Below are 20,852 nucleotides of genomic sequence, written 5' to 3' on the forward strand. Positions count from 1 at the left end.
AGGACAGCATTTCAATAGGGGAGGGGATTGGATGACAAAAAGTCGATTATGGAACAGACTTGGTTTTCGTGGGAAAGTTGTATTTGCCATGAGTGCTATTGTGATCCCAATCTTTTTTGTGATGGCCACCTATTCGTACAATTATTCAAAAAATTTATATGAATCAAAAATGGAAGAAGAATTATCTCTAGAAAACGAATTGGTCGTTCAGGAAATCTACAATTTATTGAATAGCAAAAGTGAAATAACGAAACAATTTGGCGAACTTGAAGAAGTCCGGGAACTTATGGAATCTTCAGTTGAACGTGAAACGGTGAAGAAGTCGACTCTATATCACCAAGTCAATCAGTTTATGACAAGAGTGCAGGAAGATAATGAAAATGTAGGTTTAGTCTGGATGGCCTTTCTTGAAGAGAATTTTTTAATTGCAGATCATGGATACGTAACTGATGAACCTTATGACATTCCAAAAAGGCCGTGGACTGCAAAAGCGAATGCAGCAGAAGGCTTATCTTACTCAGACCTATATATCGATTACTCTACAAAGAAATTAACTGTAAGTGTCATTTATCCAGTCGAATCGGAAGGCATGCGATTAGGTTATTTTGGTTTAGATATGCACTTGGATACAATTCCCGCACTGATTGGTCCATATGAAAAAAAGGATAACAAATATATTCTTTTAACAGAGACCGGTCAAACATTATACGACGCTGACAGCTTATGGGATGACTTTGCAAACTTTGACCTTACTGAAGATGAAATGGAATTAGTGAAGACATCTGAAGGGAATTTCTATGTTGAGACGCGAGCACTTGAAGGTACCGGTTGGCGAATGATCAGCTATGCACCAGAAACAACCGTTACCGAACCTCTTGCAGATTTTGGGAAGACGATTGGTTTGTCGTGGATTATCGCCGCAATCATGATCTTAATTTCTTTATCCTGGTTGCTTCGTTCCATGTTAAAAGATTTACCGAACATAGTGAAACATGTCCGTCAGATGGAACAAGGTAATCTGGTAACTAAAATGGGGATTAAAAGACAGGATGAAATTGGTGAAATTGCTCAATCAATTGAACAAATGGGGGATTTACTGAATGCACAAGTAAAGGAAATTGACTATCAGGCAAGGTTTGATTCCTTGACGAACTTACCAAACCGTTTCTCGATTGAACGCGAACTTTCGAGATGGATTGAGGAATCAATTGATTCCGATCAAATGATAACGGTCGCTTTCATTGATCTCGATCATTTTAAACAAATTAATGACTCAAAAGGGCATGCATACGGAGATGAACTTTTAGTACAGGTTGCGCAAAGAATTAAAGATTTGTTGCCGAAAAACAGTAGTTTCGGGCGCTTTGGAGGTGATGAATTCATTGTCCTGCTGCGTGCTAAGAGAGAAAAATTCCCTGCTGTCCGAGCAACCCTTTCTGCTCTGCATGAGTCCTTCTCGAAAGTATATTATTTAAACGATCATCCGTTTTTTGTGACTTCTTCGATAGGAGTTTCCCTGTACCCGACGGATGCAAAGTCGTGTGAGCAATTGTTAATCAATGCAGATACGGCACTTTATAAAGCAAAGGCTGCAGGTAGAAACAGAATCCTCTTCTTCAATTATGAAATGAAAGAAGCTTTCGAAAAACAACATATGATGGAGCAAGGCTTACGTGAAGCCATGATTCACAATCATTTTACCCTTGTATATCAACCACAGTTCAACCTGAAAACTGGAAGGACTGAAAGTTTGGAAGCACTTCTTCGTTGGAGGCATCCAGAATGGGGAATGATTTCTCCGGCTGAGTTTATTCCAGTGGCAGAAGAATCAGGGAACATTAAGGAGATTGGAGATTGGGTACTTGAGACCGCTATTCGCGAAATAAAAACTATTCATCAGGAATACGCCCATATATCATCTGTTGCAATCAATGTCAGTGCTCTGCAACTTCGTGAAGCCTATTTCATACAACGCCTAAAAACATTATTAAAGAAATATCAAGTAAATCCAGGATTAATTGAAATTGAAATAACTGAGTCGATCTTTATCGAGGGTGGGGAAGAAGTACTCGAGACGCTTGAAGAAATTCGGGATATGGGTATAAGCATTGCGCTCGATGATTTTGGGACAGGATATTCTTCATTGAATTATCTTCGTATTTTACCGATTAACCGTGTGAAAATTGACCGTTCATTTGTTCAAAAGATGGAAAATGATACACGGGTACAGGCAATTATCAAGTCCGTAATAGATTTGTCCCATAATTTAGGGTTCAACATTGTTGCGGAAGGCGTGGAAACACAGAAGCAGCTATCATTATTAAAGTCTTTGAATGCGGATGTTATTCAAGGGTTTTATGGAAGTAAACCATTAAACTGGACACAATTGCATGAGTTTTTAAAAGAGCCACAGCCACTGTAGATATGGAGCCGTCATTTGCACCACTATAGTTGCAGTGGTAAAATAAACCTTGAGACTATATGGGAAGTGAATCTAATGCTTGGAGTATTAAATAAAGTATTCGACTTAAATAAGCGTGATTTAAAAAGATTAGAAAAAGTTGCCGATCAAGTTGAGGCGTTTGCAACAGACATGGAAGCATTAACTGATGACCAGTTACGTGCTAAAACAGATGAATTTAAAGAACGATTGGCAAGTGGTACGGAATTGTCGGAAATTCAAGCGGAGGCATTTGCAGTTGTTCGCGAAGCAGCCAAACGAGTTCTGGGGATGTTCCCTTTCCGCGTTCAGATTATGGGTGCAGCTGCACTTCATGAAGGCAATATTTCAGAAATGAAAACTGGTGAAGGGAAGACGTTGACGTCTACCATGCCTGTTTATTTAAATGCCATCACTGGAAAAGGTGTGCACGTTGTTACGGTCAATGAGTATTTAGCAAGCCGTGATGCGGCCGAAATGGGTCAATTGTATAATTTCTTAGGTTTGACTGTTGGCCTAAATTTAAACAGCCTAACTAAAGATGAGAAACGTGAAGCATATGCAGCGGATATTACGTATTCGACAAACAACGAACTTGGATTCGATTACTTACGTGACAATATGGTGTTGTACAAAGAAGAACATGTTCAGCGACCACTCTATTACGCAGTAATTGATGAAGTGGATTCAATTTTGATTGATGAAGCACGAACGCCGTTGATTATTTCAGGACAAGCAGCTAAATCCGCACAGCTTTACCAACAATCCAATGCTCTTGTTCGTGCACTACGCAAAGAAGATGACTACTCATATGACGAGTCAACTAAAGGTGTTGTATTAACAGAGGCAGGGATTGAAAAGGTTGAAAAAGCGTTTGGAATTGACAACTTATTCGATTTGACTCATGTACGATTAAATCATGCAATAAACCAGTCATTGAAAGCACATGCAAGTATGCACAATGATGTAGACTATGTCGTTCAAGATGGAAATGTTGTGATCGTAGACTCCTTTACAGGTCGTCTAATGAAAGGCCGTCGTTATTCGGATGGACTCCATCAAGCAATTGAAGCAAAAGAAGGTATGGAGATTCAAAATGAATCGATGACCATGGCAACCATTACATTCCAGAACTATTTCCGTATGTATGAAAAACTTTCCGGAATGACAGGAACTGCTAAAACGGAAGAGGAAGAGTTCCGCAACATTTACAATATGAACGTCATTGTGATTCCGACAAACCGTGTAATTGCACGTGATGACCGAGCGGACTTGATTTATGCTTCCATGGAAGGTAAATATAAAGCCGTAGCGGAAGATATTGCCGAAAGACATAAAGCTGGCCAACCAGTACTTGTCGGGACAGTAGCAATCGAAACTTCTGAAATTATTTCTAACTTGTTGACAAAACATGGAATCCGACATAATGTCTTGAATGCGAAAAACCATGAACGTGAAGCCGAAATTATTTCGACAGCTGGCCATAAAGGGTCTGTAACAATCGCTACTAACATGGCTGGCCGTGGAACAGACATCAAACTTGGTGACGGAGTCATCGAAGTCGGAGGTTTGGCTGTTATCGGTACAGAAAGACATGAATCCCGTCGTATTGACAATCAGCTACGTGGACGTTCAGGACGTCAAGGCGATCCTGGTGTGACACAGTTCTATTTATCAATGGAAGATGATTTAATGCGTCGTTTCGGTTCTGACAATATGCGTGCGATGATGTCCCGTCTGGGTATGGATGATTCTCAACCAATCCAGTCAAAAATGGTAACACGTGCCGTAGAGTCAGCTCAGAAACGTGTTGAAGGTAATAACTTCGACGCTCGTAAACGTTTGCTTCAATATGATGATGTTTTACGTCAACAACGTGAAATTATTTATAAAGAACGTTTGGAAGTGTTAGAAACCGACAATATGCGCGGATTGGTTGAAACAATGATTGATGAAGTAATTGAACGGACAGTTGCCATCCATACTTCATCAGATAAGCAAACTGAGTGGAACTATAAAGGTCTTGAAGATACAATTCAAGCTAATTTATTATCCGAAGGTGCGATCACAAGAACGCAGTTGGAAGGAAAATCAGCTGACGAAATCGTTGAATTCATTAAACAGGAAGTTTACAGACGCTACGATGAAAAAGAAGAGGAAATGACTCCTGAACGTATGCGTGAATTTGAAAAAGTTGTTCTGTTGCGTTCAATTGATTCGAAATGGATTGATCATATCGATGCAATGGACCAGCTTCGCCAAGGAATTCACTTGCGTGCGTACGGACAAATTGATCCACTTCGTGAGTATCAAAATGAAGGCTTTGCGATGTTTGAAGCTATGGTTGGATCCGTGCAGGAAGATGTCGCGAAATATGCCATGAAGGCAGAAATACGCAATAACTTGCAACGTGAAGAAGTAGCGAAGGGTCAAGCAGTCAACCCGAAAGAAGAAGGCGGAGCTGTAAAGAAAAAACCAGTTCGTGCTGAATCTTCAGTTGGAAGAAATGATATGTGCCCATGCGGCAGTGGCAAGAAATTCAAAAATTGTCACGGTGCTGTTGAAAGATAACGGAGGAATTTAGACATGATGGAATTATCAGATGTACGCAATGAATTAGACAGAACAGCTTCAAAATTATCTGACTTTAGGGGGTCTCTTTGACTTAGAAAACAAAGAGGCACGTATTGCTGAGTTAGATGAAAATATGTCGATGCCAGACTTCTGGAATGATCAACAAGCAGCCCAAGTGGTGATCGGCGAAGCAAATGGATTAAAAGAAATTGTGAATGAATATAAAGAATTACTGGATACACAGGAAAATTTAGAAATGACTTTGGAATTGTTGCGTGAAGAACCAGACGAGGAATTGCAAGAAGAACTCAGTAGCGAAATGAAAGAATTCACTGCCAAACTGGGTGATTTTGAATTGCAATTATTACTGAGCGAACCATATGACAAAAACAATGCCATTCTGGAATTGCATCCTGGAGCGGGCGGCACAGAGTCTCAGGATTGGGGCTCCATGCTCCTTCGAATGTATACACGTTGGGGCGAGAAGCGTGGCTTCAAAGTAGAAACACTCGATTATTTACCTGGTGACGAAGCCGGAATCAAATCGGTTACACTTGGATTTAAAGGACATAATGCATATGGTTATTTGAAAGCTGAAAAAGGAGTTCACCGTTTGGTGCGAATTTCACCTTTCGATTCTTCTGGCCGTCGCCATACTTCTTTCGTTTCATGCGAAGTAATGCCTGAATTCAATGATGAAATCGAAATTGAAATCCGCACGGAAGATTTGAAAATTGATACGTATCGTGCCAGTGGTGCAGGTGGTCAGCATATTAATACCACCGATTCTGCTGTTCGTATTACTCACTTGCCGACAGGTGCTGTCGTGACGTGTCAACAAGAACGTTCACAAATCAAGAACCGTGAAAAAGCGATGACGATGTTAAAAGCGAAATTGTATCAATTGAAAATTGAGGAACAAGAAGCTCAAATGCTTGAAATTCGTGGAGAGCAAAAAGAAATCGGTTGGGGTTCTCAAATTCGTTCATACGTATTCCATCCTTATTCTATGGTTAAAGATCACCGCACAAGTGCTGAAAGTGGTAATGTACAAGGTGTGATGGACGGCGATATCGATTTGTTCATCAATTCCTATTTGCGATCAAAAATGAATTAAGAAAAAACGGACATCCTACAAAGATGTTCGTTTTTTTTTTTGTTGTGAGAAACTGATTAGTTGCTCTAAAATCTCGAAAGTTGCTCAACGTGAAACCAAGAATTGTGCGATTTTCAAACTTTTTGTTGATTTAGGCGGAACATGTGGCCAGCACAATTTAGGATAAAATCATGACACCATAAGAAAATTATCATTCTGGTTCACTTCATCATGATGAAGTTCACACACTTTATCGTGTCTGCTATACTTCATTAGGGAAAAATGGACATAATAGAAAGAAGGAATTTTTATGAATCGAAAAACACGGGAAGAGCCTCATCCTATTTTGGCTTCCGTTTTGGAATATATATATATCATCATTGGTGCTGCGATAATCGCTGTCGGATTTAACGTTTTCTTATTACCGAACGAAGTAGCATCTGGCGGTGTCAGTGGGGTCAGTACAATATTAAAAGGACTGTTTGACTGGAATCCCGGTTTTGTGCAATACGCATTCAATATTCCTTTATTTATTGCAGGCGTAATATTCCTTGGCAAACAGTTTGGCGCACGATCGCTAGTAGGAACTCTTACACTTCCTATGTTTGTTTTATTAACGGCAGACTGGGAGCCAGCTACTTTAAATCCATTACTCGGTGCGCTATTTGGTGGTATCTCAGTAGGTGTGGGTCTGGGCATCGTTTTTAGAGGACGTGCATCTACAGGTGGAACGGATTTAGCTGCACAAATCATTGCGAAATACACTGGCTTTACACTAGGAACGAGCGTTATGCTCATCGATGGACTGATTGTCCTTTCAGCAGCATTAGTTTTCGATATTGAAAAAGGATTGTATGCACTGATTGGTTTATTTGTAACAACTAAAACAATTGATATTATTCAACTCGGTTTCAGCCAATCGAAAATGGTTTACATTATCACGAATAAACAAGAAGAAATACGGAATGCTATATATACCGAAGTTAATCGAGGTGTTACTAAGCTTCCGGCAGTTGGTGGCTATACTGAGCAAGAACGACCAATTTTACTTGTAGTTGTTTATCAGACGGAATTTACAAAATTGAAGCAAGTCGTTAAAACAGTTGACCCATCAGCATTTGTCATAGTTTCAGACGCCTACGAAGTACTCGGTGAGGGTTTTAAACGTCCATAATGTAGGTATACTTGTAAAGAATGTATAAATTGATTTCCGGGAGGGAACAAAATGAACAAAAAACTTCTTGCAGCTATTTTTGGATCTGCACTGATGCTTGCCGCTTGCGGTGGCGGTGGAGATGAAGAAGCTACTGAGACGAACGAAGAAAAAGGTGGAGAAGTAACTGAAACACAAGATGCTGAGAAGATTGTCCAAGGAAATTGTACAAGTTGTCACGGCGGCAATTTAGAAGGTCAAGGTAACTTCCCAAATCTTACCGATGTGGGATCCCGTCTATCCAAAGATGAAATTCTAGATGTCATTCAAAACGGTCGCGGCCAAATGCCTCCGAACATTATTGAAGGTGCAGAAGCGGAAGTTGTCGCTGAATGGTTGGCTAATAAAAAATAATATGTAATAAACTAGACCAATGACTGTTTTTGTCATTGGTCTTTTAATTTTGTCAAAAAAGTGTCGAAGTAAAAGGAGGATTTCGGGAACACAATACCGAATTCCATACATGAATAGGTACATTCAACTTGTAGAATTTTAGGGATAAAGAACTAATGATGAGGTTTCTTAAGGCTTCTTTCAAAATTTTTGTAATAGTACTGTAATAAAATTTTGTCGACATACTTGTTATAATGAACATGTTGGAAAAAATATTTCAGATAGCTAGGAAAAAGCATAGGTGGTTACAAACATATGATTTCAATGAAAAATGTCTACAAGAAATATCCAAACGGCATAGTTGCTGCAAACGGAATTAATGTAGAAATCAAACAAGGTGATTTTGTATATGTTGTCGGTCCAAGCGGGGCTGGTAAATCGACATTTATTAAAATGATGTATCGAGAAGAGCGACCAACGAGTGGAGATATAATAGTTAATGGCATTAATTTGGCGAAATTGAAGTCGAAAAAAGTGCCATATTTAAGAAGACAAATCGGCGTAGTCTTTCAAGATTTTAAATTATTGCCTAGATTAACTGTTTTTGAAAATGTAGCGTTTGCTTTAGAAGTAATTGAAGAATCACCAAAAGTGATTCGCAAACGCGTAATGGAAGTATTGGATTTAGTGGGGCTGAAACACAAAGCTCGTATGTTCCCTACAGAGTTATCTGGTGGAGAACAACAACGAGTATCTATTGCTCGTTCCATTGTCAACATCCCGAAAGTGATGATTGCGGACGAGCCTACCGGAAACTTAGACCCCGAAACTTCATGGGACATCATGAAGTTATTCGAAGAAATAAATCGTCGTGGGACAACCATTATAATGGCCACGCATAATAAAGAAATTGTTAATACAATTAAACATCGAGTAATTGCAGTTGAAGGTGGACTCGTCGTACGTGATGAAGTCGGAGGTGACTACGGCTATGAAATCTAGAACTGTAGGACGTCATTTCCGTGAAAGTTTTAAAAGTCTCGGCCGCAATAGCTGGATGACTTTTGCATCTGCAAGTGCCGTTACTGTTACATTATTGCTCGTCGGCGTATTCGTCATGATTATGATGAATTTAAATAAAGTAGCTGATGATTTAGAAAAAGACGTTGAAATAAAAGTGCTACTCGAACTAACTGCGGATGATGCAGCTGCAGCGCAATTGGAAAAAGATATTAAAGAATTAGATGGCGTTGCAACAGTTGACTATTCCACAAAAGAAGCGGAATTAGAAGATTTAATAAAAGATTTCGGAGCGACAATGGGGTTGTCCGATCAAAATAACCCGCTTCGTGCAGCCTACTATGTGAAGGCAGAAGACCCTCAGGAAACTGAGAAAATAGCTCAACGGATAGATCGTCTTAAAAACACCTATTCGGTCGAATATGGTGAAGGCAAGATTGAGAAACTATTCAGCTTCCTGAATGTAGCGAGAAATATAGGTTTGGGATTAATCCTAGCTTTACTATTCACTGCGATGTTCCTGATTTCAAATACAATTCGGATCACTATTGTTGCGCGTCGACGTGAAATTGAAATTATGAAACTGGTAGGAGCAACAAATTGGTTTGTCCGTATACCGTTTGTATTAGAGGGAATGTGGATTGGTATCCTTGGTGCAATAGTGCCAATTACTCTCGTCACTTTACTTTATTACAATTTATTTCACGCCGTTCAACCTTATTTAAAAGGCGAGTTATTCAATTTATTACCACTTACTCCCTTTTTATACCAAGTCAACGGTCTCATTCTATTGATGGGTATTTTCATTGGCGTGTGGGGAAGTTTTATGTCAGTACGTAAGTTTTTACGCGTGTAAACGCGAGCTTGAAAGGGGCAGAACATGAGAAAGAAACAATCTAAATGGATGGTAGTTTCCATAGCAACAGTATTAGGATGTTCAATTTTTATGACACAACCAGCTGATGTAATGGCAAACTCACTGAAAGATTTGAAAAATGAACAGAACCAATTGGATCAGAGAAAAAACCAATTGAATTCGACTATTGACCAGAAAAAAGGCGACATTTCAGAAAATCAATCGAACCAAGAAAAATTGCTTGCTCAAATTCAATCTCTCGATAGCCAAATTATTGAGACTAATAGTGAAATAGATCGTGTGCTTGGCGACATTAGCCGCACGAACTTAGAAATTGAAAAATTGCATGAAAGTATTACAGTATTAGAGAAGAAAATCGCTGATCGTGATGAGTTAATTAAAGAGCGTCTTCGCTCCGTTCAGGAAAGTGGCGGTTCTGTCAATTATCTGGATGTACTACTTGGAGCTAGCAGTTTCTCAGATTTTATTGACCGATTCTCAGCAGTGAATACGTTGATGGATGCGGATAAGAAAATTTTGGAAGAACAGGCGGCAGATAAAAAGTCGTTGGAAGAGCAGAAGGCTTCAGTAGAAGAAAAACTGGCTCAACAAAAATCAAGCCGCGACAAACTAGTAAATTTAAAAGCGAACCTTGATTCTCAAAAAGCTTCAAAAGGTAAGTTAATAGATCAACTTGAAGCAGAACAAGCAAAATTAATTTCACAAAAGAAATCACTTGAAAAAGAATATACAGAAACGCTAGAAATCAGTAAAAGCGTCGAGAGCAAAATAGTGGCTGAACAAGCGAGACTAATCGAACTTGCACGTCAAGCCGAAATCGCACGCAAGAAAAAAGCTGCTGAAGAACGTGCACGCCAGGAAGCAGCTGAACGGTCAAGACAGAGTAAACAAAATTCTTCAAAGGCAACACAAGCGCCAGCGCCAGTAGTCTCTTCTGGTGATTGGACAAGACCAGCTGCAGGACGTTTCTCTTCCACATTCGGTGGACGTGATATAGGAGCAGGCGCAGAATTCCATTACGGCAGTGACATTGCAAATAGCGTCGGCACACCGATTCTCTCTGCGGCAGATGGCATCGTTTCTCATGCAGGTCCAATGGGAACATACGGTAATGTGATTATGGTTACACACTCAATTAATGGTCAAATTTTCACTACTGTCTACGCACATTTAAGTGGATTTAATGTAAGTTCCGGTCAATCAGTCTCTAAAGGACAAATGATCGGAAGAATGGGAAGTACAGGTCGTTCAACTGGTTCTCATTTACATTTTGAAGTTCATGAAGGTCCATGGAACAGCGGTCGCACAAATGCGGTCAATCCGATTCGTTACGTATCATTCTAATTTAAATATTGTAGCTCACTCTTAGGTAATCTGAGGGTGAGCTCTTTTTATGTTTCTCTGAAGCATTATTCAACACAAATTCATAAGGTTGTTATACGATAGAGGGTATATTGTAAGTAGTTATGAGGAGTTGATTGAATTTGCCGGTAACAGAGTGGTTTATTATAAAATCGTTAACTCTCCCTTCATCCTGGATAGCAGTATTTTTGGCGTTACTCATAACTGGAATCGTATTATGGGTTAAATTTGGGAAAGATACGGAAGATTGGTTTATAGATGCAGCAATACTATTTATCCTTGTGTGGAAATTCAGTGTATTGATTACTGATTTTGAAATGATTCTTGAATTTCCATTAGCTATTCTCTATTTTAATGGAGGTGAAACAGGTTTATTCGTAGGAGTACTTTCAGCACTTGGCCGTCTATTATGGCAATTAAAGAGTAAAGGTTGGCCTGAAATAGATTTTGTGGCCCTAATAATTGCGTTCGTCTTGTTGCAATCTTTATATCAATTCCTTATGGTTAGTATGAATGAAGCAGAATTTTGGCAAAAACTGATGACGATTGTTATTTTTTCAGGAATAATCATATTAACTTGGATGAAAGTATTTACATCAAATGTTTGGAGATTACAATTGCTTATCCTGTTGTTACTTGCTCATATTCTTGTTGCTATCATTCAACCTGAAGGTGTGTTTCAAAGTCCACTTCTAATAACGGTATTTTTCTTGATAAGTGGATTTACCGTGTATGTTTTTATAAACAAACGAAAAATGGAGGAGAACCAATGACAAAGAAAGTATTCGGACTCGTAATACTCGCTGCTCTTATCACCATCGTCATCGTCACGATGGTGAAAAATAACATCGATCAAGAAAAATCCATTGATAATGAACAATTAGGTACTGAACTGACAGGCGTTGCAGCCAACGAGGGTTTGAATAAAGGAGATACCCCACCAGATTTTGAATTAACAACACTTGAGGGTAAGAAAGTGAAGCTCTCTGATTATCAAGGGAAAAAAGTAATCTTAAATTTTTGGGCCACTTGGTGCCCGCCATGTAAAGCAGAAATGCCACATATGCAAAATTACTACGAAGATTTTGCAGAACAAGAAAATGTAGAAATATTAGCTGTCAATCTAACTAGCGGTGACAGTGCTGAAAAAGTGGATGACTTTGTTCGTGACTATGGACTGACTTTTCCAATTCCAATGGACATTGAAGGGTCTGTCGGTCAAACTTTTGAAGCCATTACAATCCCGACATCCTATATGATTGATACAAAAGGACGCATCCAGAATAAAATTGTAGGACCGATGGATGACCAAATGATTGAAGATTTTGTTTCTAAGTTAGAATAATAATAAATCTGTCTTCTTCTTGTCCTATCGTCACCTATTCGTTCATACACTGAAACGAAGATATTAGGGGGCGATTTTTTGAGACGAAGCCGGGTTTTTTTGTTTGGTTTTTTAGTAATATTGATTCTTTTATTCCTCATTTTTTGGGCACCTTTCAAAAAGGACAAGGCAAGTGAACCATCTAGTCATATGTCACCAATTGATCAGGCATATGAACGCATATTGACTAGTTCAGTTCATCCCGTTGAAGGTGAGCAATTGATTGAAGGTGCCCTTCGGGGAATGGCTGAAACGCTTGGAGATCCTTACAGTAAATACATGACCAAAGAGGAAGCAAAAGCTCACCGTGAATCTTTGTCAGACGAGCGCGTTGGGATCGGTTTAGAGATTGTAGAAAACAAAGGGCGTTTTATTGTTGTGACACCGATGAAAGAATCACCTGCGGAAAAAGCAGGAGTCAAGCCTTATGACGAAATTGTAAGAGTGGATGGTCAGCGTGTAGAGGGAAAAAGCTTAACTGATCTGCTTTCGGCTATTAAAGGTAAAAAAGGGACTAATGTCTCATTAACAGTATTCAGAGAAACAGAAGATCGACATGTCGAGATGAAGATGACAAGATCGGCTCTTCAAATACAAACAGTGACCAGTGAGAAAATAGAGCAGGATAATTCTTCAATAGGGTATGTAACTATCTCCATGTTTGGTGAAAAAACGGCTGAAGAGTGGGAAGAACAAACTCGTACACTCGTTAAACAAGGAATTGACGGGTTGTTGATTGATGTTCGTGGCAATCCAGGAGGATATTTACATAGTGTGGAACAAGTTGTGGGAACGATGTTGAAAGGTGGTCAAATCTTTGCCTACATGCAGGATTCTAAAGGTGTGCTTGAACCTTTGACCGTGAAATCAACAACAGAAGATGACTATACAAAAGCTATGAAAAGAATTCCGATTGTGTTACTTCAAAACGAAGGCAGTGCTTCTGCAAGTGAAGTATTAAGTGGTGCTTTGAAATCCAACCAACGGGCAACGATTGCTGGTTCTAAGAGCTTTGGAAAAGGAACAGTACAGGAAACATGGGAATTGACAAATGGTGGTGAAATGAAGCTATCTTCACATAAATGGTTAACACCTAGTCAACAATGGATTCATGGAACAGGTATTGAGGCTGATTTTGAGGTCAAGGCGAGCGAGCTTTACCAACTTGAGCCACTTCCGATTAGTGGATCTTATCAGGTAGGAGATTACCATGAGGATATTCTTTACGGACAAAAGTTTCTGAAAGCTTCAGGGTTTAAAATCACTAGAGTCGACGGCTATTTCGATGAAGATACAGCTAGAGCAGTAAAAGCGTTTAAGGAACAAAAGAAAGTTAATAGTGAACCAAAAATGGATATCGTATTTTATCAAACTGCCAGAGAGACAATTTTGACATACAAAACAAGTAAAAAACATGACGATCAGTTGCAAATGTCACTAGGCTATTTATTCCATTCTATTCATAAGTAGAAAAAACCTATACGCATTCCATCAACGGTTTGTTACAATGGAAAGAAATGCACGAACCGTTGATTGGGTGGTGTTTCATTAATGTGGCAAGAAATTGGACTAGAGTTGGTTAAGGGAATCGGAAAATTATTTATTAATCCATTATTTTATGTGACCATCTGTTTTGCAGTGCTTCTGGGATATGTACGAGTAAAGAGGGAAAGACGTTCTTTCCGTACAAGGGTTCTTTGGGGGTGGACTGAGGCTAAAAGAATGTTCACGGATAGCTGGATGTATGCATTGATTTTATCCATCCTCAGTACAGGAATCGGTCTGACACTTACGACAGATTGGGTGGTAACATTCAGTTTAATCAGTGCGATAATCGTCGTCCTTTTTATGTATCAAATTGGATCGCCCATCATTTCTGCAGCGCTCGCAATTGGTGCTTTGTGGATCGGTTTTAAAATGAATTACAGTTTTTCGATACTGAACTTCAACTGGGTTGGCGATAGCAACTGGGTTGAACTATCATTGCCTGTGAGTCTGATCGTCGGTGCAGCTGTCATCATTGAAGGGTTGCTGATTCGTAAAACAGGTGCTGAATCTGCTTCTCCTATTTTAGAAAAATCTTCACGTGGTTTGACATCTGCCAGTTATTTATCAAAACGACTGTGGATGTTACCTGTATTGAGCATTGTTCCTGGAAGTGTCATTCCGGATTTTATGACCTATTGGCCACAATTTACGTATGGAAGTGAAACGTTTGCTTTTGTATTGTTTCCAATCGTAATCGCATTCCAGCAAAAAGCACGCAGGACACTCCCTGTGAACTTATATCCGAATTTAGGAAAAGCCGTCACCACAGTTGGTGTGGCTACAATAGGTTTATCACTTATTGCGTATTGGCTTCCAATTGCAGCCGCTATTAGTTTAGCTTTATGCGCTTTCGCACGTATTGGGGTATGGATATACTTCAGCGTAAAGGAACGACAAGGCAATTATGCAGTTTCTCCTCAGGATTCGGGTGTAATGATTGCTGGTGTCTTGCCAGAATCACCAGCTGATAAAATGGGACTCGTCATTGGTGAGTGTATCCGCAAGGTCAATGGTCGGACAGTTACGAATGAGCGTGAATTATATGAAGCAATTCAAATAAATGCAGCTCATTGTCGACTTGAGGTTTTGGATCATCAAGGTGAAGTGAGATTACGTCAACATGTCATTTATCGTCACGACCATCATCGACTCGGATTATTGGTCGTAAGATAGGAGAGCAATAATGGAATCAATGTTTACAAAAATACTTTTAGCTTTATTTCTACCAGGATTGCTCGTTGTGCTGTTTACAAGAATCACATTTTCACATATCGTCGCGTTGATTTTAACTGTATCGTTAATAACGGCTTCCGTTTATGCGGGATATACACATACATGGCTGTTATATATCGTTGATGCATTATCGCTGACTATCGGATTTTGGTACGCCACGCGCATGATGCAACGTGGTAAAAGAGAAGAAAAATAAGCTAACGTCTTTACACTTAGGTGTAGAGACTTTTTTTATGGGTAAAATGAGGTGGTGAATTAAGAACGAATACCAAACAAATCACTTGAAAAAATATACCCCTAGTGGTATATTGTGATTAGTAGTTAATTACGCATAAAAATCGGGAGGGAACGCAAATGTATTTTCGCTCATTCTTTGATGAAAAATTAGCCCAGTATTCATATTTAATTGGTTGTCAGCGAACTGGAGAAGCCATCATTATCGACCCTGCACGTAATTCTAAAGATGTTATTCAAGCTGCTAAAAAAGAAGGATTAACCATATCCGCAGCAACTGAAACACATATTCACGCCGATTTCGTTTCTGGTTCAAGTCAATTGGCACATGATCTCGGAGTAAAATTATACTTGTCTGATGAAGGTGATGAGGACTGGAAATATCAATATACGAAAGACTTGAATGTTGAGTTGTTAAAAGACGGTTCCAAGTTCTCAATTGGTCATATTGATTTCGAAGTACTGCATACCCCTGGGCATACCCCTGAAAGTATTTCATTCGTCTTGACGGATCGCGGAGGTGGAGCTGCCTACCCAATGGGAATCTTCACTGGTGACTTTGTATTCGTTGGAGATATCGGTCGTCCGGATTTATTGGAGAAAGCGGCAGGCGTTGCCAATACAGCAGAAAAAGGTGCACGTCAAATGTTCCATTCGATCCAACGCTTCAAACAGTTGCCTGACTACATGATGGTTTGGCCGGGGCATGGTGCCGGATCAGCTTGTGGGAAGTCACTTGGAGCAGTGCCCTCAACGACTGTAGGATATGAAAAACAATTTAACTGGGCAATGAAAGAAGAAAATGAAGAAGCCTTTGTTGAAGAGTTACTGAAAGATCAACCGGAAGCACCTGTATATTTTGTAGAGATGAAAAAGGTGAATAAAGTCGGACCAGATATTGTGGAAGAACAATCATTTCTGACGATTCAAACTAAAGAAGATATGTTGAAAGTAACAAAGCAAGATCAGGTATTCATTTTGGATACGCGTCCTGCAAATCTTGTGGAAAAAACGCTTCTACCTGGTGCCATCAACATCCCGTACAACAAGGCATTTACGAACTGGGCAGGTTGGTTGGTGAAATATGATGAACAAATCGTCATCATTGCTGAGGAAGAACAACGTGAAGGCATCATTAACGCCCTTCAATCCATTCATTTGGATAAAATCAAAGCGTTTGTAAATCCAAGTTTATTAAATGAAGTCGATTTTACTACTTACGAAACACTTTCGGTAGATGAGTTTAAACAACAAATGCCGAACAGTTATGTCATGGACGTCCGAAACGATACAGAGTGGAATGAAGGACATATTGAAGAAGCACATCATCACTTCCTAGGGAAAATTCGGGACATCGATTTACCGAAAGGCACACCTGTTTTGATGCATTGCCAAGGTGGATCACGTTCTGCTATCGGGGCAAGTGTATTGAAATCTCAAGGATTTAAAAATGTTAAACATTTAGCTGGCGGCTACGCTGCCTATAAAAAAGCATAATATCGGAGGAATATAAAATGAAACCACAAATTACCGTTTATTCAACTAACTCTTGTCCATATTGCGACATGATGAAGAGTTTCCTAAAACAAAATGACATCGAATTTACAGAAGTAAATGTGCAAGCAGATCCTGCGGCAGCACAAAAATTAGTGGAAACAACTGGTCAAATGGGTGTTCCACAAACCAATATCAATGGCCAATGGGTTCTCGGATTTGATCCGGACCGTGTATTGGAACTTGTAAAAGCTTAATCAAGAGGGCAATGCGCCCTCTTTCAATTTACAGAGGAGCGAAAACCTATGGATTACTCAAAACAAATAGTCAACCGATTAAACCGGGTGGACGGACAGCTTCATGGTGTTCTTCGAATGATTGAAGATTCACGGGAGTGTACGGATATTGTGACGCAATTAAGTGCCATCAAAGGTGCACTGGATCGAACAATTGGATTAATTGTCAGTGAAAACTTGGAGCAATGTGTTCGGACAAGTATTGCTGAAGGGCATTCATCCGATGAGCATGTGAAACAAGCGGTTCAGTTACTCATGAAAAGCAGATAGGAGAGATATAAGATGGAATGGATTGTTATCGCGTTAATTGTGGCATTTATCGTTTGGAGAATGAAGCCTGCTAAAGGTGTCAAAACGATCTCAACAACAGATTTACGTGGAATGCTGACAGATAAATCAAAGCAATTTGTGGATGTTCGGACACCAGGAGAATATAAAGGTAGAAATATAACACAGTTTCAAAATATTCCGCTCGATCAACTACCATCTAAATTAAATAAACTTGATCCTTCAAAAGAAACGATTGTGCTTTGTCAAAGCGGAATGCGCAGTTCTCGTGCTGCAGGTATTTTGAAGAAGGCAGGGTTTACAAACGTCGTGAATGTTCGCGGCGGGATGAGCCAGTGGCAGTAAGGGAATGGACTATAACATAGGATTTTTTGTCCTGCTCTTTGCCATTGGATTTATCGGATCCTTTGTTTCAGGGATGGTGGGCATTGGTGGCGCAATAATTAATTATCCCATGTTGTTAATCATTCCATCCTTGTTTGGGTATGCAGCTTTTAATGCGCATGAAGTATCAGGTATCAGTGCGGTTCAAGTATTGGTTGCTACGATGAGCGCGGTATGGGTGTATCGAAAAAGTGGGTATTTAAACAAGAGACTGATTATATTTATGGGAAGCGCTATATTGATCGGGAGTTTATTGGGTGGTTTTGGGTCTTCACATTTGACTGAGTTCACCGTCAATGTGATTTATGGTATTCTAGCTCTTATTGCAGCGGTTATGATGTTTCTTCCTCAAAAGAACGGAGAAGGGAAAATGGAAGATGTCCATTATTCCCTGACACTTGCCACCATACTTGCGTTAATCGTTGGTGTGTTTTCAGGAATTGTAGGTGCAGGAGGCGCATTTTTACTCGTGCCGATTATGTTGGTAGTATTACGATTGCCGACTCGTGTTACAGTGGCTACTTCTCTTGCCATCACTTTTATTTCTTCGATAGGTTCTACAGTAGGCAAATTAGCAACAGACCAGGTATTACTTTTTCCAGCAGGTGTACTTGTTGTTGCCAGTTTAATTGCTGCCCCACTTGGAGCTATAGTTGGTCAGAAAGTAAATCAACATGTACTGAAATGGGTACTGGCCATATTGATCACGGTAACAGTTATTAAAATCTGGTCAGATCTTTTTATACAAATAATGAAATGACGAATTTGTTAGCATTTCCAGCGAGCACGTTCAGGTTAAGTTTTTTACTCATTAAATCACATAGACAGGTAGTTCACGTTTGCTATGGACTTCAACCCACTGCACCATTGACCAGAAAGAAAGACCCTGACGAAGTGACACTGTCACTTAGCTAGGGTCTTTCTTTTGTTGTGATGACTTTATTCTAACAACTAACTATTGAAGAGATTGGAACAATGTCCTAGAAATATTGGAGCAACTTTTCAAAAAAGAGCTTAACTTTTTCGATTTTGAGGTAACTTTTCGTTTTGGTTGCAACTTTTTATGAGATTGTTGCAACTTTTGCAGATATTGTTGCAACTTTTCCAGTTATTGTTGCAACTTTCCTGATTTGGTTGCAACTTCCGAGATTTCGTTGCAACTATCCAATTATCTCCTAATTTTTCAGTCTCATTCTAATAAAAAATTTCTAATACTTCTTATTTAGATATGGAGTAAAACAGCGTAGCTGTTTTGCGGAATATCAACCTCAAACTGATTTAGTCATAGACTCCAAAATCACATGACCTCAACTAGACAGGACGTACCTCTCTTTCTGAATCCAAATCACCATATGGACTTCAGTTCTCAACTTTTATCATTAATGCAAATATGTATTTTCAACTTATCAAACTATAAATAGCCAGTACTGCAATGGACCCCATAACAACGACAATCACATTTGCTCCAGCAAACGCCAGAGCGAATGCTGCGAGTGCACCAATAAGACCGAATAACATATTTCCTTCTTGCACAAATAAAATAGCGGGAAAAATTAAAGCGCCTAAAACAGCGTAAGGAATATTACGCAAAACACCGCTCACAATGGGGGGCAATTCACGGCCTTCCAGAAATGTTAATGGAAACGCGCGAGGGATATAGGTAACCACAGCCATACCGAGTAACATCCACCAATACCAATTCTCCATCAACTTTCACTTCCTTTCTTCGCATACACGATCTCAACCAAAATGGCTGAACCGAGCGTCGCTACTAAAATGGCCCATCCGGTCGAAAGCAGACCACTCCAATACAAGGCACTGTGAAGCACTGCTCCTAATAAAGCGAGCGACATCACTTTGCGGTTGCCTTTCATGGATGGAACGAGCAAACCGACAAACATTGCATACAACGCGATTGACATGGCTGCTTGAAGGAACTCGGGTAAATTTGCACCAATGACATGACCTACTGCAGTGAAAACAACCCAGCTACCATAAGAAATTAAAATGACACCGGCTGCAAAAGGTGTCCGGATTGTGTCAGCTTTATTTGTGGCCAATACCGAAAACGTTTCATCCGTAACCCCAAACGCATAGATGGCTTTTTTCCAACGTGCAGCGGGTTGCATCTTTTCATTTAATGAAGCTGTCATGAGAAAGTGTCGAATATTGACTACAAACGTATTAAGCACAATCAAGATTGGATCTACACCTGTAGATAGTAAAGTTAATGATATGTATTGTGCTGCGCCAGCAAAAACGAATATACTCATGGCTGTCGCTTCCCACATGGACAAACCGGTTGTTTTTGCGAGCAACCCAAAGGTCAATGCGATCGGAAAGTAGCCAATGGCAATGCTGATTCCGGCTCTGATTCCATTCATAAATGTCATTGAACATATTCCTCCGCTTCAAAGTTTAATATATTATACATCTGTATGGTAAAGTAGACAATAAGAGGTGAAATGATGGAACAGATGAGACGGAATTTAGGGCTACAGTTGAAAACAATCCGACAACAACGGGGAATGAGTTTAGATGATATGGCCAAGATGACTGATGTGAGCAAAGCACAATTGGCACAAATGGAAAAAGGGGATTCTAACCCTACGGTATCGACAATTTGGAAAATTGCGGATGGTCTTAAAATCAGTTTCTCATCTTTGTTGCAGCCGCCAAAACTGAGCGCGAAAAAAATAGCACCATCCGATATCCCTTTTTTAACGGAGGATGAAGGACGCTATCGAGTCTATTCTATTATTCCGTATGACCCTAAGCGGGGGTGGGAGTTTTATCGAATTGAAATGGACCCATTCTGTTCTTATGAAAGTACACCACACCAAAAGGGAGTCGAGGAATCGCTGACCATCGTGGAAGGGCAACTGAAAATATTCCTCGAAAGTGAAGAGGTTGATTTACTTAATGGAGAGACGCTTGTTTTTTCGGGGAATCAAACACATCGTTATTTGAATATAAGCGAGACAATGACGATTATTCATCTCATCATCCATTATCAGTATGTTTGATGTGAGCTTGTGTCGGGAAAACTGAAGGATAACAATTATTATTTTGAGGA

Annotated in this window: 21 protein-coding genes; 19 read left to right on the forward strand and 2 right to left on the reverse strand. The window is 39.7% G+C overall.

The window, feature by feature from the left end; genetic code table 11:
- Positions 1–31: 31 nt before the first annotated feature.
- The 18 genes from ACQKEV_RS04960 to ACQKEV_RS05045 all read left to right on the forward strand — a co-directional run bounded on the left by ACQKEV_RS04960 (position 32) and on the right by ACQKEV_RS05045 (position 18,536).
- Positions 32–2,422: a bifunctional diguanylate cyclase/phosphodiesterase gene (locus ACQKEV_RS04960; RefSeq protein WP_427443923.1), complete on the forward strand. Its 2,391-nt coding sequence runs from the start codon at positions 32–34 to the stop codon at positions 2,420–2,422.
- A gap of 75 nt (positions 2,423–2,497) precedes the next feature.
- Positions 2,498–5,011 carry a preprotein translocase subunit SecA gene (secA, locus tag ACQKEV_RS04965; protein ID WP_427443925.1) on the forward strand — a complete coding sequence of 838 codons (2,514 nt, stop codon included), beginning with the start codon at positions 2,498–2,500 and terminating at the stop codon, positions 5,009–5,011.
- A gap of 18 nt (positions 5,012–5,029) precedes the next feature.
- A protein-coding gene (gene prfB, locus ACQKEV_RS04970) for a peptide chain release factor 2 (RefSeq protein WP_427444828.1) occupies positions 5,030–6,131 on the forward strand; the annotation gives its coding sequence in 2 pieces (ribosomal slippage) (positions 5,030–5,101 and positions 5,103–6,131; 1,101 coding nt in all).
- 289 nt (positions 6,132–6,420) lie between these two features.
- A complete protein-coding gene (locus ACQKEV_RS04975) occupies positions 6,421–7,284 on the forward strand; it encodes a YitT family protein (RefSeq protein WP_427443927.1) in 864 nt (287 codons plus the stop codon).
- A 51-nt stretch (positions 7,285–7,335) separates the two neighbouring features.
- The gene (cccB, locus tag ACQKEV_RS04980) at positions 7,336–7,677 is read left to right on the forward strand and encodes a cytochrome c551 (RefSeq protein WP_427443929.1); all 342 of its coding nucleotides are present in this window, start codon (positions 7,336–7,338) and stop codon (positions 7,675–7,677) included.
- Between the two features lie 294 nt (positions 7,678–7,971).
- A complete protein-coding gene (gene ftsE / locus ACQKEV_RS04985) occupies positions 7,972–8,658 on the forward strand; it encodes a cell division ATP-binding protein FtsE (protein WP_427443931.1) in 687 nt (228 codons plus the stop codon).
- On the forward strand, positions 8,648–9,532 hold the full coding sequence (gene ftsX / locus ACQKEV_RS04990) for a permease-like cell division protein FtsX (RefSeq protein ID WP_427443933.1): 885 nt from the start codon (positions 8,648–8,650) through the stop codon (positions 9,530–9,532). Before ftsE ends, ftsX begins: the two co-directional genes overlap by 11 nt.
- 24 nt (positions 9,533–9,556) lie before the next feature.
- Complete coding sequence (locus ACQKEV_RS04995; RefSeq protein WP_427443935.1) at positions 9,557–10,897, forward strand: murein hydrolase activator EnvC family protein; 1,341 nt, start codon at positions 9,557–9,559, stop codon at positions 10,895–10,897.
- 140 nt (positions 10,898–11,037) lie between these two features.
- Complete coding sequence (locus ACQKEV_RS05000) at positions 11,038–11,688, forward strand: hypothetical protein (protein ID WP_427443937.1); 651 nt, start codon at positions 11,038–11,040, stop codon at positions 11,686–11,688.
- Positions 11,685–12,260, forward strand: a complete 576-nt coding sequence (locus ACQKEV_RS05005; protein WP_427443939.1) for a redoxin domain-containing protein — start codon at positions 11,685–11,687, stop codon at positions 12,258–12,260. The genes ACQKEV_RS05000 and ACQKEV_RS05005 overlap by 4 nt, the downstream gene beginning before the upstream one ends.
- Before the next feature lie 78 nt (positions 12,261–12,338).
- The gene (locus ACQKEV_RS05010; RefSeq protein ID WP_427443941.1) at positions 12,339–13,769 is read left to right on the forward strand and encodes a S41 family peptidase; all 1,431 of its coding nucleotides are present in this window, start codon (positions 12,339–12,341) and stop codon (positions 13,767–13,769) included.
- 81 nt (positions 13,770–13,850) lie between these two features.
- A complete protein-coding gene (locus tag ACQKEV_RS05015; protein ID WP_427443943.1) occupies positions 13,851–15,020 on the forward strand; it encodes a PDZ domain-containing protein in 1,170 nt (389 codons plus the stop codon).
- 10 nt (positions 15,021–15,030) lie between these two features.
- Positions 15,031–15,276 (forward strand): CsbA family protein, encoded by a 246-nt coding sequence (locus ACQKEV_RS05020; protein WP_427443945.1) that lies wholly within the window; start codon positions 15,031–15,033, stop codon positions 15,274–15,276.
- A gap of 158 nt (positions 15,277–15,434) precedes the next feature.
- Positions 15,435–16,811: an MBL fold metallo-hydrolase gene (locus ACQKEV_RS05025; RefSeq protein ID WP_427443947.1), complete on the forward strand. Its 1,377-nt coding sequence runs from the start codon at positions 15,435–15,437 to the stop codon at positions 16,809–16,811.
- A 17-nt stretch (positions 16,812–16,828) separates the two neighbouring features.
- On the forward strand, positions 16,829–17,065 hold the full coding sequence (locus tag ACQKEV_RS05030) for a glutaredoxin family protein (protein WP_427443949.1): 237 nt from the start codon (positions 16,829–16,831) through the stop codon (positions 17,063–17,065).
- A 48-nt stretch (positions 17,066–17,113) separates the two neighbouring features.
- Positions 17,114–17,374 (forward strand): metal-sensitive transcriptional regulator, encoded by a 261-nt coding sequence (locus tag ACQKEV_RS05035; RefSeq protein WP_269925699.1) that lies wholly within the window; start codon positions 17,114–17,116, stop codon positions 17,372–17,374.
- 12 nt (positions 17,375–17,386) lie between these two features.
- Positions 17,387–17,737 carry a rhodanese-like domain-containing protein gene (locus ACQKEV_RS05040; protein ID WP_427443951.1) on the forward strand — a complete coding sequence of 117 codons (351 nt, stop codon included), beginning with the start codon at positions 17,387–17,389 and terminating at the stop codon, positions 17,735–17,737.
- Positions 17,738–17,741: 4 nt separating this feature from the next.
- Complete coding sequence (locus ACQKEV_RS05045; RefSeq protein WP_427443952.1) at positions 17,742–18,536, forward strand: sulfite exporter TauE/SafE family protein; 795 nt, start codon at positions 17,742–17,744, stop codon at positions 18,534–18,536.
- Between the two features lie 638 nt (positions 18,537–19,174).
- Here ACQKEV_RS05045 and ACQKEV_RS05050 read toward each other — a convergent pair.
- Together ACQKEV_RS05050 and ACQKEV_RS05055 are read right to left on the reverse strand one after the other, a co-directional pair.
- On the reverse strand, positions 19,175–19,483 hold the full coding sequence (locus ACQKEV_RS05050; RefSeq protein WP_427443954.1) for an AzlD domain-containing protein: 309 nt from the start codon (positions 19,481–19,483) through the stop codon (positions 19,175–19,177).
- Positions 19,483–20,169, reverse strand: a complete 687-nt coding sequence (locus tag ACQKEV_RS05055) for an AzlC family ABC transporter permease (RefSeq protein ID WP_427443956.1) — start codon at positions 20,167–20,169, stop codon at positions 19,483–19,485. The genes ACQKEV_RS05050 and ACQKEV_RS05055 overlap by 1 nt, the downstream gene beginning before the upstream one ends.
- 75 nt (positions 20,170–20,244) lie before the next feature.
- Between ACQKEV_RS05055 and ACQKEV_RS05060 the strand changes: the two genes are divergently transcribed.
- Positions 20,245–20,802: a helix-turn-helix domain-containing protein gene (locus ACQKEV_RS05060; RefSeq protein WP_427443958.1), complete on the forward strand. Its 558-nt coding sequence runs from the start codon at positions 20,245–20,247 to the stop codon at positions 20,800–20,802.
- Positions 20,803–20,852 lie beyond the last annotated feature (50 nt).

The organism is Paenisporosarcina sp. NPDC076907 (assembly GCF_050269735.1).
Lineage (GTDB): Bacteria > Bacillota > Bacilli > Bacillales_A > Planococcaceae > Paenisporosarcina.